The 15,216-nt window shown below is 69.9% G+C and carries 13 protein-coding genes and 1 pseudogene; 5 read left to right on the top strand and 9 right to left on the bottom strand.

All coding sequences use genetic code 11. The features are described 5' to 3' along the window. Nucleotides 1-154 precede the first annotated feature (154 nt). The gene (locus AB5J50_RS35545) at nucleotides 155-817 is read left to right on the top strand and encodes a bifunctional DNA primase/polymerase (protein ID WP_327432019.1); all 663 of its coding nucleotides are present in this window, start codon (nucleotides 155-157) and stop codon (nucleotides 815-817) included. Nucleotides 818-940: 123 nt separating this feature from the next. Here the strand turns inward: AB5J50_RS35545 and ftsY are convergent, their stop codons facing one another. Next, nucleotides 941-2,152 (bottom strand): signal recognition particle-docking protein FtsY, encoded by a 1,212-nt coding sequence (gene ftsY, locus AB5J50_RS35540; protein WP_327432018.1) that lies wholly within the window; start codon nucleotides 2,150-2,152, stop codon nucleotides 941-943. A gap of 255 nt (nucleotides 2,153-2,407) precedes the next feature. Here ftsY and AB5J50_RS35535 point away from each other — a divergent pair. Both AB5J50_RS35535 and AB5J50_RS35530 read left to right on the top strand, forming a co-directional pair. Beyond that, nucleotides 2,408-3,000 (top strand): annotated as a pseudogene (locus AB5J50_RS35535) (cytosine permease); the annotation flags it as partial. A 46-nt stretch (nucleotides 3,001-3,046) separates the two neighbouring features. Beyond that, the gene (locus AB5J50_RS35530) at nucleotides 3,047-4,036 is read left to right on the top strand and encodes an LLM class flavin-dependent oxidoreductase (RefSeq protein WP_369262569.1); all 990 of its coding nucleotides are present in this window, start codon (nucleotides 3,047-3,049) and stop codon (nucleotides 4,034-4,036) included. A 114-nt stretch (nucleotides 4,037-4,150) separates the two neighbouring features. Here AB5J50_RS35530 and AB5J50_RS35525 read toward each other — a convergent pair whose 3' ends face one another. The 4 genes from AB5J50_RS35525 to AB5J50_RS35510 all read right to left on the bottom strand — a co-directional run bounded on the left by AB5J50_RS35525 (nucleotide 4,151) and on the right by AB5J50_RS35510 (nucleotide 10,666). Next, nucleotides 4,151-5,569, bottom strand: a complete 1,419-nt coding sequence (locus tag AB5J50_RS35525) for a sugar porter family MFS transporter (RefSeq protein ID WP_369262567.1) — start codon at nucleotides 5,567-5,569, stop codon at nucleotides 4,151-4,153. Nucleotides 5,570-5,821: 252 nt separating this feature from the next. Next, nucleotides 5,822-9,580: an AAA family ATPase gene (locus AB5J50_RS35520; RefSeq protein WP_369262565.1), complete on the bottom strand. Its 3,759-nt coding sequence runs from the start codon at nucleotides 9,578-9,580 to the stop codon at nucleotides 5,822-5,824. Between the two features lie 209 nt (nucleotides 9,581-9,789). Beyond that, nucleotides 9,790-9,993 carry a hypothetical protein gene (locus tag AB5J50_RS35515; protein WP_028802434.1) on the bottom strand — a complete coding sequence of 68 codons (204 nt, stop codon included), beginning with the start codon at nucleotides 9,991-9,993 and terminating at the stop codon, nucleotides 9,790-9,792. A gap of 391 nt (nucleotides 9,994-10,384) precedes the next feature. Next, nucleotides 10,385-10,666: an acylphosphatase gene (locus AB5J50_RS35510; protein WP_327432014.1), complete on the bottom strand. Its 282-nt coding sequence runs from the start codon at nucleotides 10,664-10,666 to the stop codon at nucleotides 10,385-10,387. Nucleotides 10,667-10,820: 154 nt separating this feature from the next. Here AB5J50_RS35510 and AB5J50_RS35505 point away from each other — a divergent pair, with 154 nt between their 5' ends. Then, nucleotides 10,821-11,786: a CAP domain-containing protein gene (locus AB5J50_RS35505; protein WP_369262563.1), complete on the top strand. Its 966-nt coding sequence runs from the start codon at nucleotides 10,821-10,823 to the stop codon at nucleotides 11,784-11,786. Between the two features lie 199 nt (nucleotides 11,787-11,985). Here the strand turns inward: AB5J50_RS35505 and AB5J50_RS35500 are convergent, their stop codons facing one another. Continuing rightward, nucleotides 11,986-12,585, bottom strand: a complete 600-nt coding sequence (locus AB5J50_RS35500; protein ID WP_327432012.1) for a flavodoxin family protein — start codon at nucleotides 12,583-12,585, stop codon at nucleotides 11,986-11,988. A 101-nt stretch (nucleotides 12,586-12,686) separates the two neighbouring features. Between AB5J50_RS35500 and AB5J50_RS35495 the strand changes: the two genes are divergently transcribed. Further along, a complete protein-coding gene (locus AB5J50_RS35495; protein WP_327432011.1) occupies nucleotides 12,687-13,094 on the top strand; it encodes a helix-turn-helix domain-containing protein in 408 nt (135 codons plus the stop codon). A 23-nt stretch (nucleotides 13,095-13,117) separates the two neighbouring features. Here the strand turns inward: AB5J50_RS35495 and mutM are convergent, their stop codons facing one another. The 3 genes from mutM to rpmF all read right to left on the bottom strand — a co-directional run bounded on the left by mutM (nucleotide 13,118) and on the right by rpmF (nucleotide 15,215). After that, nucleotides 13,118-13,978, bottom strand: a complete 861-nt coding sequence (mutM, locus tag AB5J50_RS35490) for a bifunctional DNA-formamidopyrimidine glycosylase/DNA-(apurinic or apyrimidinic site) lyase (protein ID WP_369262562.1) — start codon at nucleotides 13,976-13,978, stop codon at nucleotides 13,118-13,120. Between the two features lie 186 nt (nucleotides 13,979-14,164). Further along, nucleotides 14,165-15,022: a ribonuclease III gene (gene rnc, locus AB5J50_RS35485; RefSeq protein WP_369262561.1), complete on the bottom strand. Its 858-nt coding sequence runs from the start codon at nucleotides 15,020-15,022 to the stop codon at nucleotides 14,165-14,167. Between the two features lie 19 nt (nucleotides 15,023-15,041). Beyond that, complete coding sequence (rpmF, locus tag AB5J50_RS35480) at nucleotides 15,042-15,215, bottom strand: 50S ribosomal protein L32 (protein WP_006139588.1); 174 nt, start codon at nucleotides 15,213-15,215, stop codon at nucleotides 15,042-15,044. Nucleotide 15,216 lies beyond the last annotated feature (1 nt).

Raw genomic sequence — 15,216 nt, 5'->3', positions numbered from 1 at the left:
AGCGGTGTGCGCCGGGGCGCGCGCAGCCGAGCGCACCACCCGGGGCACCACAAAGCGCCGTCTGGACGGCGCGGCACGGGGAAGTCGGAACACAGAGGGTCACGTTCCGCTTTCCTTACGTAACCACTGGTGCATCGGACCCGTTGGAGGGGGCATGGGCTTCACGATCGGCAGCAGTCGGGGAATGCGCGAAATCCGGCCCGGCTCGCGGCGCCGCGGCCGCTCCTCGGAGTGCACCGCCGTGGCCGAGTTCACCGGACTGTGGGGCTGGGACGTGGTCCCGGGCGCCCGGGCCGCCGCCGGGTCGTGCTCGTGCGGCAAGGCCGGTTGCCCCACGCCGGGCGCGCATCCGCTGGAATTCGCTCCGGCGATCCCGGCCGGCGCCACGCTCGACGACGTGACCGAGGCCTGGTCCGAGTTCCCGGGCGCCGCCGTGATGCTGCCGGTCGGCCGCGCCTTCGACGTGATCGAGGTCGCCGAGCCCGCCGGGCGCCGCGCGCTCGTCCGCCTCGAACGGATGGGGCTCCCCCTCGGACCGGTCACGGCCACACCGGACGGCCGCGCCCACTTCTTCGTCGCCCCCGACTCCGCGGCCGAGCTCCCCGAGCTGCTCTACCGCATGGGCTGGGACGACGCGTCCCTCGACCTGCACGGCCTGGGCCCCGGTACGTATGTCACGGCCCCGCCCTCCGACCGGGGTGGCCTCGGCCCGGTCCGCTGGCTGCGCTCCCCCGCGCTGGACTCGGCGACGAAGCCGCCGCAGGCACGGCTGCTGCTGGGCACACTGGCGTACGTGGCGCATCGGTCGCGGGCGTAACCCGCACCGCGACGGGCCCGCATGACGAAGCGCCCGCTCCCAACTGCACCTTGGGGGCGGGCGCTTCTTCGACCACCTACGAATTTTCGTAGGTGAGCACCTACTACCTGTCTTTGTAGCTGCTCACTCGCCGATAAGGGCGTCAACGAACGCCTCCGGCTCGAAGGGCGCCAGATCGTCCGCGCCCTCGCCCAGACCCACCAGCTTGACCGGCACGCCCAGCTCGCGCTGCACGGCGATGACGATGCCGCCCTTGGCGGTGCCGTCGAGCTTGGTCAGCACGATGCCGGTGATGTCGACCACCTCGGCGAAGACGCGCGCCTGGACCAAGCCGTTCTGGCCGGTGGTCGCGTCGAGTACGAGCAGGATCTCGTCCAGCGGCGCGTGCTTCTCGACGACGCGCTTGACCTTGCCGAGCTCGTCCATGAGGCCGGTCTTGGTGTGGAGCCGGCCCGCGGTGTCGATGAGGACGACGTCGGCACCCTCCTCGATGCCCTCCTTGACCGCGTCGAAGGCGACCGAGGCGGGGTCACCGCCCTCGGGGCCGCGCACGGTGCGGGCGCCCACGCGCTCGCCCCAGGTCTGCAGCTGGTCGGCGGCGGCGGCGCGGAAGGTGTCGGCGGCACCGAGCACCACGTTCTTGCCGTCGGCGACGAGCACGCGCGCGAGCTTGCCGGTGGTGGTGGTCTTGCCGGTGCCGTTGACACCGACGACCATCACGATGCCGGGAGTGTCGAGGGGCGAGTCGGTGTTGACCGCGCGGTCGAACTCGGGGACGAGGAGCTGGAGCAGTTCCTCGCGCAGCAGCCCGCGCAGTTCGTCGGGCGTCCGCGTGCCGAGCACCTTCACGCGCTCGCGCAGCCGCTCGACCAGCTCCTGAGTGGGCTGCACGCCCACGTCGGCGGTGAGGAGGGTGTCCTCGATCTCCTCCCAGGTGTCCTCGTCGAGGTGCTCGCGCGAGAGCAGCGTGAGCAGCCCCTTGCCGAGCGCGTTCTGTGAGCGGGAGAGACGGGCGCGCAGGCGTACGAGGCGCCCGGCGGTCGGCTCCGGGATCTCGATGGCGGGAGCCTCGACAACAGGCTCGGGTTCCTCGACGGCGACCGGCGCGGCCGCCGAGCCCTCGGGGAGATCCACCTCCTCGATCGTGCGGCGCGGTTCGTCGCGCGGCGTCTCGGCCTCGTCGCCGACGTGCGGCTCGGCCGGAGGGGCGGTGATGTCGGGGGCGACGGGGGGCGGCGGGGGCAGCTGCTTCCGCTTGCGACTGCCGACGACGAGCCCGCCGAGCGCGCCGATCACGACCACGGCGATGACTACAGCAAGGATGACGGTTTCCATAACAACCCCAGTATGGCGTGACCTCCCGCTCGACCGTTCGTTGTCCGCGGAGGGCTGCATGTCCTACGGGCCGGCCCGGCCCGCCGCCCGACCGCGCGTCGGCCGGGAAGCCCCTCAGTGGCGGAGTCACAACGCTCCCCAGCGTCGCCGTCGCCAACATCAACGTGTCGCTGACCATGGGGGCCACCCTGGCCGTGTCATCCGGGCTCAACTTCTGGCAGGCCCTGATCGTCGGCGTCGCGGCGCCGATCGTGTCGTACGGCGTCGTCCGCGGCGATCGTACGCAACTCCGTCGGCGGCGCCGGCATCGTCCTACTCCCCATGGTCCTGATGGGCGCCGTCATGGGCTTCACCGCGCAGACGCTTGGCTTCAAAGTGCCGCGGCACTGGGCCGTTCCGGTGAACGCCGTGATCTCGCTGGTCTTCGGCGGCGTGCTGATGCCGGTCGCGACCAGCATCATGGGCGCGTTCATCGCCTTCCTGTCGCTGCTCACCGTCGCCTTCTCGGCCTGGGTCGGCGTCGTCGGCGCGGACATGCTGCGCCGCGAGGTGTACGACGCCGGGTCCCTGCTCGACACCACGCGCACCAGCGCCTATTCGTACCCGGGCGGCTTCAGCCCGCCACGGTCGCCGCCTGGGCGGTCGGGCTCGGCTCGGGGCTGCTGTTCACCACCTCCGACTGGTTCACCGGACCGCTGGCGGCGGGCAACCCCATCGGCGAGTACGGCCTCGGCCGGGTGGCGACGATCGTGGTCTCCTTCCTGCTGTACGCCGTTCTGCCGCAGCCCGCGGTGGTCGCACCCGAGCGGCCCGAGCCCCCCAAGGAGTCCTCCGCTATGGCTGTCTGACGCACCGTCAGCTACCGTCCTCCTCCACACACGAAGGGGGCTCCCCATGCCCGTAACGGTCGTACGCTTCAACCTCGTTGACCCCGACGCCACCCCCGCGTCGCTGAGTGCCCGCTACAAGGCGGCCGTTGAGATGGCCGCGTACGCCGACGACCGCTCCCTCACCACCGTGCAGACCGAGGAGCACCACGGCGTCGCCAACAACTGGCTGCCCTCACCGTTCGCGTTCGCGGGCGCGGTCTTCGGGGCGACCCGGCACATCGCGGTCACCGTATCGGCGGTCATCGGCCCGCTGCACGATCCGCTGCGTCTCGCCGAGGACATCGCCGTACTCGATCTGCTCAGCGGCGGACGGCTGGTGACAGTGGCCGGAATCGGCTACCGGCCCGAGGAGTACGCCCTCTTCGACGTGGATTGGAAGCGGCGCGGCAGGCTCCAGGACGAACTCCTGGAGACGGTGCTGAAGGCGTGGACCGGCGAGGAGTTCACGTACCGGGGCCGCACGGTCCGGGTCACCCCGCGCCCGTTCTCGGACCCGCACCCCCTGCTGCTGGTCGGCGGTTCGTCCAAGGCCGCGGCCCGGCGCGCCGCCCGGCTCGGGCTGCCGTTCTTCCCGAGCGCGCACCTCCCTGAGCTGGAGGCGTACTACAAGGAGCGGCTCATCGAGTACGACACCGAGGGCTGGACCATGATGCCCGCCGCCGAGACCCCGCTGCTGCACATCGCCGAGGACCCGGACCGGGCGTGGGCCGAGTACGGCAAGCACTTCCTGCACGAGGCACGGACGTACGCCTCCTGGCAGTCCGGCGACATCCGCTCGGCGGTGAAGTCGGCGGCCACAACGGTCGAGGAACTGCGCGCCGAGGGCGTCTACCGGATCCTCACGCCCGACGCGTGCGTGGCGCAGGGCCTGGACAACTACGTGCTGCATCCGCTGTCCGGCGGGATGCCGGTCGACGAGGGCTGGCGCAGCCTGCACCTGTTCTGCGAAAACGTACTGCCCCGGCTCAACGACGCCGAGAATCTCGGAGGCTGAGCCGGGGCGGTACGTCTCTTACGAGTACGAGGAGAGGGGCAGCGGGGACTTGGCCCTTCTCCCCGCGTTTCGGGGAGCCTTGTCTGCGGGCTCCGGAGCAGGACTAGCCCAGGACTAGCCCATCTCCTCCAGGGCCTTGCCCTTGGTCTCCTTCACGAACTTGAGCACGAAGGGGATGGAGAGCGCGGCGAAGATCGTGTAGATCACGTAGGTCGCGGAGAGGTTCCAGTCGGCCAGCGACGGGAAGCTCGCGGTGATGGCCCAGTTGGCGATCCACTGCGCGGAGGCGGCGACGCCCAGCGCGGCGGCGCGGATCTTGTTCGGGAACATCTCGCCGAGGAAGACCCAGACCACGACGCCCCAGGAGAGGGCGAAGAAGAGGACGAAGACGTGGGCGGCGATCAGGGCGACCCAGCCCTGGGTCGCCGGCAGCTTGCCGTCCACCAGGTCGAAGGAGAAGGCCCAGGCCTCGAGTCCGAGACCGATGACCATGCCGACGGAGCCGATGAGCGCGAGCGGCTTACGGCCGATCCGGTCCACGAAGATCATGGCGATCACGGTGCCGATGATGTTGATGATCGACGTGGTGAACGAGTACAGGAACGAGTCCGTCGGGTCGACGCCGACCGACTGCCACAGCGTCGAGGAGTAGTAGAACGCGACGTTGATGCCGACGAACTGCTGGAAGACCGAGAGGCCGATACCGACCCAGACGATCGGCTTGAAGAAGAAGCTGCCGCCGAGCAGGTCCTTGAAGGTCGACTTGTGCTCGCTCTTCATGGCGTGCTCGATCTCGACGACGCGGGCGTCCAGGTCGACCTTCTCGCCCTCGACCTCCTTGAGCACCTCACGGGCGCGCTCGTCCTTGCCCACAGAGATCAGGAAGCGCGGCGACTCGGGGATCGCGAAGGAGAGCAGACCGTAGAGGACGGCCGGGACGACCATGACACCGAGCATGACCTGCCAGGCTTCGAGGCCCATGACGTCGCCGCGCTGGTCGCCGCCGGCCGCGTTCAGGATGCCCCAGTTGACCAGCTGCGAGATGGCGATGCCGACGACGATCGCGGCCTGCTGGAAGGAACCGAGACGACCGCGGTAGGCGGCCGGGGAGACCTCGGCGATGTAGGCGGGGCCGATGACGGAGGCCATGCCGATGGCGAAACCGCCGATGATGCGCCAGAAGGCGAGGTCCCACAGCGCGAAGGGCAGCGCGGAACCGATGGCACTGATCGTGAACAGGACGGCGGAGATCTGCATGCAGCGGATACGGCCGATGCGGTCGGCTATGCGGCCCGCGGTCGCCGCGCCGATGGCGCAGCCGATCAGCGCGATGGCGATGACCTGCGCCAGCGCCGCCGAGCCGATGTCGTAGCGGCTGCGGATCGCTTCGACGGCGCCGTTGATCACGGCACTGTCGTAACCGAAGAGGAAGCCGCCCATCGCGGCCGCCGCCGCGATGAAGATGACATGCCCGAGATGTTCGGGGTGAGCCGTCCTGGCTCCTGACTTGGGTGCCTGCGCGGTGCTGGTCACGTGTAACTCCTCGGGCCACCGGCCTCGCTGCCGGGGGTGTGGGGGCAAGCCCTTCAGTACTGGTTCAAGTGGCGCATACCAACGCGCCACCCACCACCTGAAGGTAAAAGCAACGTTGCAGAGACTATGCCTTCAAGTTTCGAAGTCAACAGTTCTCTTGCTGTGAATTTTCGACACAGAGGCGCTAGGAGTGTGTTCACTACTTGAACTCAACGAGAAGCCCAGGTCATGACCGGTGTGGGCTACACGTATCTAGCGGAGCCGCTGACTGATGACCTTCGACACACCGTCGCCCTGCATGGAGACGCCGTACAACGCGTCGGCGACCTCCATCGTGCGCTTCTGGTGCGTGATCACGATCAGCTGCGAGGCCTCCTGGAGCTCCTGCATGATCCGGATCAGCCGCTGGAGGTTGGTGTCGTCGAGCGCGGCCTCGACCTCGTCCATCACATAGAACGGGCTGGGCCGCGCCTTGAAGATGGACACAAGGAGCGCGACGGCGGTGAGGGACCTCTCCCCGCCGGAGAGCAGAGACAGGCGCTTGACCTTCTTGCCCGGAGGCCGGGCCTCGACGTCCACACCCGTGGTGAGCATGTTGTCGGGATCGGTCAGGATCAGCCGCCCCTCCCCGCCCGGGAACAGCCGGCTGAAGACCCCCTCGAACTGCAGGGCCGTGTCCCGGTAGGCCTCGGTGAAGACCTGTTCGACGCGCTCGTCGACCTCCTTCACCACCTGAAGCAGGTCGGCGCGCGTCTTCTTGAGGTCCTCCAGCTGCTCGCTGAGGAACTTGTGGCGCTCCTCCAGCGCGGCGAACTCCTCCAGCGCGAGCGGGTTGACCTTGCCGAGCTGCTGATACGCCCGTTCGGCTGACTTGAGCCGCTTCTCCTGCTCGGCGCGGTGGAACGGCCGGGGCTGATTGCGCGGATGCTCCGGGTCCTCGGGCAGTTCCTCGCCCTCGGCCGGGAGCGACGGCGGCACAAGCTGGTCGGGACCGTAGTCCGCGACGAGCCCCGCCGGTTCGACACCGAGCTCCTCCAGCGCCTTCGACTCCAGCTGCTCTATGCGCATCCGCTTCTCGGCACCGAGTACCTCGCCGCGGTGCACCGAGTCCGTGAGCTTGTCGAGCTCCGCCTTGAGGTCGCGGCCTTCGTTGCGGGCGGCGACGAGGTCCTGCTCCCTGCGGGCCTTGGCGCTGTCGGCGGCGGCCCGCTCCTCCTCGGCCCGGGTCAGCGAGACCTCGACATGCGCGAGCAGCTGGCGTGCGCCGGAGGCGACGGCCTCGGCGACCGCCGCTTCGTGCCGCAGCCGGGCCCGGCGCTGCTCCGCACGCGCGCGTGCCTCACGTTCCGCCCGTGCGGCCCGGTCGAGTCCGTCGGCCCGCCCGGCGAGTCCCTTGACCCGCTCCTCGTGCGTACGCACCTGGAGCCGGGCCTCCATCTCGGTCTGCCGTGCGTTGGCGCCGTCGGCGGCGAGCCGGTCGCGCACGGAGGTGTCGGGCTCCTCCTCGACGGGCATCTCCTCGGCCACGGCGAGCCGTTCGGCCAGCTCCTCGGCCTCCTCGACGGCCCGGTCGAGCGCCTCCTGCGCCCGCGCGGTGGCGGCCGTGCTCCGCTCGGCCTCCCCGGCAGCCCCCCGCGCCTGCCCGGCCAGCCGCCCGAGCTGCTGCGCCACGGACGACTTCTCCCGCTCTGCGGCCCGCCGCCGCTCACCCAACTCCTCGACGAGCGCGGCATGTTCCCTGCGCAGTTCGATGGCGAGGTGCTGAGCCTCGGTCAATTCCTCACACCGTACGGCGAGCTCTTCGAGCTCGGCCGCCGCCTCGTCCACGGACGCCTGCACTTCGAGCAGACTGGGCGCCCCGGCCGACCCGCCGTGCGCGAAGTGCGCGCCGAGCAGGTCGCCCTCGGCGGTGACGGCGGTGAGTTCGGGCCGCGCGTAGACAAGATCCTCGGCGTCTTCGAGGGTGCCCACGACGACGATGCCGCGCAGCAGTCGCCGCACGGCGGGCATGAGCTCGGCGGGGCCTCGGACCAGGTCGGCGGCGTGCGGGGGGCCGTCGTGGCGGACTTGACGGGGTACGGCGCTGGTGGGGGCGTACGCATCCGCGCCCACGCCCGCGTGTACGTCACCGGGGGCGCCGTACGGGTCCACTCCCGCACCCGCGTGCGCGTCCCCCGAGGGGGCGTTCGTTTCCACGCCCGCGCCCGCGCGCACGTCGCTGGAGGGGGCGTGCGCGTCCCTTCCAGCGCCGTCCGCCCTGCCGGGGCGCGCCTCCCGGTCCCGCTCCTCCGGCGCCCCCGCCAGCAACAGCGCCGCCCGTCCCGCGTCCTGCTTGCGCAGGAGGCGGATGGCGTCGGCCGCCGAGGCGGGGGTGGTGACCGCGATGGCGTCGGCAGCCGCACCGAACGCGGCGGCCAGGGCGACCTCGAAGCCGGGGGTGACGGAGAGCAGTTCGGCCGCGGGACCCAGCAGCCCCGACAGCCGGTCCTTCGCTCCCAGCAGCGCTCCCGTGCCGTCCTTGCGGCGCAGCCCGAGGGCGAGGGCCTCGTGGCGGGCCTGGGTGGCGGCGCGGCTGCGTTCCGCCGCCGTGGCCGCCTCGCGGGCCGCCGTCAGGGCGGACTCGGCGTCGGACAACGCCCGCTTGGCCGCCTCGTGCTGCTCGGTCAGCTCCGCGTCGCCCGCGTCGAGGCCGTCGACCTCGGCCTTCAGCTGCTCGTACTCCTCCTGGGCCGCGACCGCCCGCTCCTGTGCCTCGTCACGGGCGGAGGCGAGCCGGTCGATCTCGGCCTGTGCGGAGGCGGCGCGCGAACGGGCGGCGTTGACCTGGCCGTTGAGGCGGGCGAGGCCCTCGCGGCGGTCGGCGATGGCGCGGGCCACGTCCTTGAGGCGGCGCTCCTCGACGGCGAGCTCCCGCTCCAGTTCGGCGCGGTGCGCGACGGTGTCCTCCAAGGCGTGCTCGGCCGCCTCCAGGGCCGCTTCGAGCTCGGCCTCCTGCTCCCGGATCCGCGCGGCCTCGCGCTCCATGTCCTCGGGCTCACGCCCGCGCCGTTCCTCGGCGGGCACGGAAGTGGCGCTCTTCACGCGCGCGTCGGCCAGCGAGATCGTGCCGCGCACCCGCTCGGCGAGCTGCGAGAGCTCGTACCAGGTCTGCTGCGCCCGCTGGAGACGCGGCGTCAGCTGCCGCACCTCGTCCTCCAGGAGAGCCTCCCGCTGGAGCGCCTTCTTCAGCTCGGCCTCCGCGGCTTCCTTGCGTTCCTTCAGCGCGGCCTCGTCGGCGATCTCGGACTGGAGCGCCCCCCGGAGTCGTACGAGATCGTCGGCGAGGAGGCGCAGACGCGCGTCGCGCAGGTCGGCCTGGATGACGGCGGCGCGGCGGGCGACGGCGGCCTGCCGGCCCAGCGGCTTGAGCTGGCGGCGCAGTTCGTCGGTGAGGTCCTGGACGCGGGCCAGGTTCGCCTGCATCGCGTCCAGCTTCCGCAGCGCCTTCTCCTTGCGCTTGCGGTGCTTGAGGACGCCCGCGGCCTCCTCGATGAACGCGCGGCGGCCCATCGGGTCGGCGTGCAGGACGGAGTCGAGCTGGCCCTGGCCGACGATGACGTGCATCTCGCGACCGATGCCCGAGTCGGACAACAGCTCCTGGATGTCGAGGAGGCGGCAGGTGTCACCGTTGATCTGGTACTCGCTGCCGCCGTTGCGGAACATGATCCGCGTGATGGTGACCTCGGCGTACTCGATGGGCAGCGCCCCGTCGGAGTTGTCGATGGTCAGCGACACCTCGGCCCGGCCGAGCGGCGGCCGCCCGGTGGTGCCGGCGAAGATGACGTCCTCCATCTTGCCGCCGCGCAGCGACTTGGCCCCTTGCTCGCCCATGACCCAGCTCAGGGCGTCCACGACATTGGACTTGCCCGAGCCATTGGGGCCCACAACACAGGTGATGCCCGGCTCGAACCGCAGCGTGGTCGCCGAGGCGAACGATTTGAACCCGCGCAGGGTCAGGGCCTTGAGGTGCACGCCGCCGGACTCTACCTTTCGTGCCGGTCTCACTCCATGAACGCGCGGTTTCACCCATGAACGTGCAGGGCACACCAGACGTTAAAGAGAGTGGAACAGTGCGCGGGGGAAAGAAAGAAGGGACGCCGAGGAGGCGTCCCTTGCAAATCTGACAACTTAGCGGTTGATACGGGCAGCCCAACCACTGCTGTCGTTGTGCGGTGCAGTGATCAGGTGAGCGCAGGCTCCGCCTGGGGTACGTCGATGCTCTCGAGAAGCGAGTCGTGAGAAGCGGCAGCCGCGAGCGCGTCGTTCTCAGCCTGAATCCGTACGAGCTCGGATTCGAGGTCCTGTACGCGCTGCTGGAGCCGTCGCATCTCGGCAATGAGTCGCGGGTCGGAACCGCCGACGTAACCGAGAAGCGCCTTTGCCATGATGGATGGTCCTCCACACTGAGTGACCGACCGAAGCGGTGTGGGTCGTGAGGGAATCGCACCCGCGATGCTTGACACTGCTGATGTCGTGCTGCTGAGTCGTGCTCGTTCCACATGCCAAACAGCTAAGGTGCGCGGGGCTTTCAGCGTCTCACCAAAAAGTTTGACGGTCAACACGATCACGCCCTGTATTGGCGGGCAACCCGCTGTCGCGCGGCTCTGGAACAGCTGCGCTGCGACTCCTGCGGGACCCTCAGGGCGTAGAGATCATCGTTATCTGCGGAGCCTGCCACGACAAGCCGTTCTTGGCAACCACCAGGTCATTTCTGCTTCTGGCAGGTGCCGGTGGCATGCCATACCGCTTCCGCCTGGGGTATTGCCGCCGTCGCCGTCAGCGAATGGCGAAGCCTTCGTAGATCCCCCGGGGCGTGTCCCAGATCTCAGTGACTCCGTCTACCCGCCCGGGTGTGTCGTCCCCCTGGAGCCAATCGAGCAGGCTCTGGCATTCGGCCCGAGAGCCCTCCGCGACGACCTGGACCCGTCCGTCGTCCAAATTGAGAGCAAAACCACTCAGCCCACCGATCTCCAGCGCCTTGGCCCGCGTGAACCAGCGGAAACCCACGCCCTGTACCCCTCCGCGGACCCAGACGACCAGCCGTGCAACCTCGTTCATGGGTGCACGCTAACCGGACAATGTCTCTCTGAGCACTTCCTCCCCTTGCGGCATGGGGTACCGTCCCGACCCAATGAGTCTCATATGAAACTCACTCTTTCGGGTGAGGTTCGGCTGAGGATCGCTGACCGCAAGATCGAGGAAGGCCCAGGAGATGGGACGCCACCGACGCTCGGCCGCCGGCCGCGCCGCCACAGGCCGCGCCACCGGGGTCACAGATACGTACGGGCCCGACACGGACAGCTACGGTCCGGAGAATCTGTACGGCTACGCCGCAGTCGCCGACCTCCCGCCCACAGCCGCTGCCCGCTCGCACCGCAAGCGGAAGGGCGCCACCCCCGTACGCACGGGTCTGCTCGGCGTCTCCGCGGCGGTGGCGCTGGGTACGGTCGCCGTCGCGGCCGGCGTGCTGCCCGGCAGCGACAACTACTCGCTCGGCGGCGGCAGCGGCAACTCCGACAGCGTGCAGGCCGCGAGCTCCCCCTCCAGCCTGGAAACCCAGCAGGGTGGCACGTCCGGCAGCGCGGACTCCCGCGACGACACGTCGACGAGCCGTGACGCGGACCGCTCCGCCTCGCCCTCGGGGTCGGCCGCTCCCGCGACGTCGTCCGCCGCGCCGACGGCGACGGCTACGAAGGAGCCCACCGCCAAACCCAGCAAGACGAAGGACCCGAAGGCTCCGAAGCCCTCCAAGACCGCCACGAAGGCGCCGAAGACCAACGCCCCGGTGACGGTCTCCGCCGAGACCGCGGCCGAGGCCGAGGTGCTGAAGCTCGTCAACGAGGAGCGGGCCAAGGTCGGCTGCAGCGCCGTATCGGCGAACAGTGCCCTGTCGGACCTGGCCCAGGCCTTCAGCGAGGACATGGACGCGCGCGACTTCTTCGACCACACCGACCCGAGCGGGCTCAGCCCCTGGGACCGGGCGGCGAAGGCCGGGATCACCAACCTGGGCGGCGAGAACATAGCCCGCGGCCAGGCCACCGCCGCGGCGGTGATGGAAGCCTGGATGAACAGCCCCGGCCACCGCGCCAACATCCTGAACTGCGACTTCAAGACCCTCGGCGTCGGAGCCCACTTGGGCTCGGGCGGCCCCTGGTGGACGCAGGACTTCGGCTACTAGGCCGAGGGCCGCGCACCTCGGCGCGGCTCAACACGACTCAACAAGCGAAAGCCGCGCCCACCCGGAAAGGGGGAGCGCGGCTTTTTCGTGAGCGGCTCTTTCGTGAGCGGCTCTTTCGTGAGCGGCCTTTTCGTGAGCGGCTCATTCGCACGCACGTAAACGCTTACGTAAGCGTTTACGCAAACGTTTACGTAAACGCTTACGCGGCCACCTCGGCCACAGCCGCCCGCCCCAGCGCGAACACCCGTGCCGTCTCCGCGATCCGGCGGCCGAGGTGCTCGGCGGTGGCGATGTCGGCCTTGTGCACGGTCTCGGGGCCCTCGTCGACGTTGGTCTGGGCGGCGGCGCCGGCGAAGACGCCGAGGCGGTTGAGGTCGTGCTCGGAGGCGGTGCTGCTGTTCCAGCCGGGGTGCAGACCGAGGTTGATCCAGTTCATGCCGTGCTGCGCGGCCAGGATCTGGAAGAACTGCAGGGTGTGCAGCTTGTCGCCGCTCTTGGAGCCGGAGTTGGTGAACCCGGCGGCGAGCTTGTCCTTCCAGTCCTGTCCGAACCAGCGCTTCGAGGACGCCTCGGCGAAGACATGGAAGGCGCCCGAAGCGGTGCCCATGTAGGTCGGGGAGCCGAAGACGATCGCGTCCGAGGCGTCGAGCAGCTCCCACTGCGCGTCGGTGATCTCGTCGACGTTGACCAGGTGGACCTGGGCACCGGCCTCGACGGCGCCGGAGCGGACGGCTTCGGCGAGGACGGCGGTGTGGCCGTAGCCGGAGTGGTAGGCGATGGAGATGACGGGGGTGCTCACGACGGGAACTCCTCAAGGTGGGGACGACAAACCAAAGGAAAGCACTAACTTCTAGTTAGTGCAACCTGTCGGTTAGCGCTGCGCCCGAGTATGCTCCGTGTATGGAGACCACCGCGCAGACCGCCGAGAGCGGTGAGTGTCAGGACCTCGCGTACAACGTGTTCGCGCGCAGCTGCCCGTCCCGGGGCACGCTGGAGCACGTCACCGGGCGCTGGGGCGCGCTGACGCTCGGAGCGCTGCACGAGGGCACGTTCCGCTTCAACGAGCTGCGCCGCCGGGTCGACGGCGTCAGCGAGAAGATGCTCTCCCAGACGCTGCACGCGCTGGAGCGCGACGGTCTGGTGCACCGCGAAGCGCAGCCCACCAACCCGCCGCGCGTCGACTACCGGCTCACGCCCCTCGGCCGCGAGGTCTCCGAGCGTCTGCTGACGCTCATCACCTTCGTCGAGGGCCACATGGACAACGTCCTGGAGGCCCGCGAGCGCTACGACGAGACGCGCGAAGACTGACTCCTCAGGACGACTCCTCAGGACTACGGCGTGACGCGCGGCGCCCTCTGGCACTTCGGGCAGAAGTAGCTGGACCGGTTCATCCAGGCGCGGCGGCGCATCGGCGTCCCGCACCGCCGGCAGGGCTCCCCCTCGCGCCCGTACGCGTCGAGCGAGCGGTCGAAGTAGCCCGACTCCCCGTTGACGTTGACGTACAGGCTGTCGAAGCTCGTGCCGCCGGCGGCGAGGGCGTCGTTCATGACGTCGCGGATGTGGCCGAGGAGTTCGGCGGTGCGCGGCCGGGTCATGGTGCCCGTGGGGCGTTCGTAGTGCAGCTTGGAGCGCCAGAGCGCCTCGTCCGCGTAGATGTTGCCGACCCCGCTGATCAGTGACTGGTCGAGCAGGGCGCGCTTGATCGTCGTACGGCGGGCGCGCAGGGCCGTGGGGAACGCGGCGTCGTCGAAGAGGGGGTCGAGCGGGTCGCGTGCGATGTGTGCGATGACGTCCGGGAGTCCGTCGGGGGTGTTCTCGTGCAGAGAGAGCCCGCCGAAGGTGCGCTGGTCGACGAAGCGGAGTTCGGTGCCGAGGGCGTCGTCGAAGCGGACGCGGATGCGCAGGTGCTTCTCGTCCGGGGCGTCCTCCGGCTGCACCAGGAGCTGGCCGCTCATGCCGAGGTGTGCGAGCACGGAGTACGGGGAGTCGTCGAGCGGCAGCCACAGATACTTGCCGCGCCGCATGGCCTCTCCCACGCGCTGCCCGGCCAGGGCCTTCGCGAAGCCTTCGGGCCCCGCCAGATGCCGCCGCACGGCCCGCGGATGCCGTACCTCGACCGTCTTCACGACCCGCCCGCTGACCCAGCGCTCCAGGCCCCGCCGCACGACTTCGACCTCGGGCAACTCGGGCACGGGACTCCTCCGGAGGGGCGGGGGTACAGGGCTTTGCCCGCAGCGTACCGCCGTGGCCTCGTGGCCCATCCTCCGGTACGGCTCCCCCAGTTGCCGCACGCGTCGGCCGTATGCGTCGAGCCCCTCAACGCACGAACCCCGTCGCGGCGCGGGCGCTGCGACGGGGTTCGTGCGTTGGTGAAGGAATCAGGCCGTGGCCGTGTCGCTCGTCGGGGCCGAGGGGGTATCGGCGGTCCCCTCGGTGGCCTCGGCCGCCTGTTCGGCGGCCTGAGCCGCCTGTTCGGCGGCCTTGGCCGACTTCGCGCGTTCGTCCGCGGCGGAGCGGATCGCACGCCACGCGGACTCCGCGGCCTGCTGCTCCGCTTCCTTCTTGCTGCGGCCGGTGCCGGTGCCGTACGAGACGCCTCCGACGCGGGCGGCAGCAGTAAAGGTCTTCTCGTGGTCCGGGCCGGTCTCCGAGACCAGGTACTCGGGCACGCCGAGCCCCTCGGTCGCGGTGAGTTCCTGGAGACTGGTCTTCCAGTCCAGGCCCGCGCCCAGATTCGAGGACTTCTCGATCAGCGGGTCGAAGAGCCGGTGGACGAGCTCGCCCGCCGCTTCCAGACCCTGGTCGAGATAGACCGCGCCGATCACCGCTTCAAGGGTGTCGGCGAGGATGGAAGCCTTGTCCCGGCCTCCCGTGCCTTCCTCGCCCCGGCCGAGCCGGATGAAGGAGCCGAGTTCGAGCCCGCGGCCCACCTCGGCCAGCGCACGAGAATTGACCACCGCGGCCCGCAGCTTGGCCAGCTGGCCTTCGGGCAGGTCGGGGTGGGTGCGGTACAGCGTGTCCGTGACCACGAGGCCGAGCACGGAGTCCCCGAGGAACTCCAGACGCTCGTTGGTCGGCAGACCGCCGTTCTCGTACGCGTAGGAACGGTGGGTCAGCGCACGCACCAGAAGGGCGGACTCGAGCTTGTACCCGAGCCGCCCTTCCAGAAGCGTGTGGGACGAGGCTGTGTTGTCCGCCTTTTTCTTGGCGTTTGAGTCCGCCTTGGCGTCAGACATCAGACCTCTCACCAGCCGCTCAGACCTCGAGGACCTGGCGCTTGTTGTAGGTGCCGCAAGCGGGGCACGCGATGTGCTGCAGCTTGGGCTCGTGGCAGCGCTCGCACGCAACCAGGGTGGGGACCGCAGCCTTCCACTGCGACCGGCGGTGGCGCGTGTTGCTGCGCGACATCTTCCGCTTCGGAACAGCCACG

This window comes from Streptomyces sp. R35 (genome assembly GCF_041053035.1).
Lineage (GTDB): Bacteria > Actinomycetota > Actinomycetes > Streptomycetales > Streptomycetaceae > Streptomyces > Streptomyces lutosisoli.
The sequence above is the reverse complement of the archived record's forward strand: the minus strand, read 5'-3'. Positions and strand labels throughout refer to the sequence as shown.

What these genes read in the sequence shown, in the direction of transcription:
- AB5J50_RS35530 (WP_369262569.1), top strand. Translation starts at nt 3,047, where the DNA reads ATGCCCGTAACGGTCGTACGCTTCAACCTCGTTGACCCCGACGCCACC.
- AB5J50_RS35505 (WP_369262563.1), top strand. Translation starts at nt 10,821, where the DNA reads ATGGGACGCCACCGACGCTCGGCCGCCGGCCGCGCCGCCACAGGCCGC.
- AB5J50_RS35495 (WP_327432011.1), top strand. Translation starts at nt 12,687, where the DNA reads ATGGAGACCACCGCGCAGACCGCCGAGAGCGGTGAGTGTCAGGACCTC.
- AB5J50_RS35510 (WP_327432014.1), bottom strand. Translation starts at nt 10,666, where the DNA reads ATGAACGAGGTTGCACGGCTGGTCGTCTGGGTCCGCGGAGGGGTACAG.
- AB5J50_RS35545 (WP_327432019.1), top strand. Translation starts at nt 155, where the DNA reads ATGGGCTTCACGATCGGCAGCAGTCGGGGAATGCGCGAAATCCGGCCC.
- ftsY (WP_327432018.1), bottom strand. Translation starts at nt 2,152, where the DNA reads ATGGAAACCGTCATCCTTGCTGTAGTCATCGCCGTGGTCGTGATCGGC.
- rnc (WP_369262561.1), bottom strand. Translation starts at nt 15,022, where the DNA reads ATGTCTGACGCCAAGGCGGACTCAAACGCCAAGAAAAAGGCGGACAAC.
- AB5J50_RS35515 (WP_028802434.1), bottom strand. Translation starts at nt 9,993, where the DNA reads ATGGCAAAGGCGCTTCTCGGTTACGTCGGCGGTTCCGACCCGCGACTC.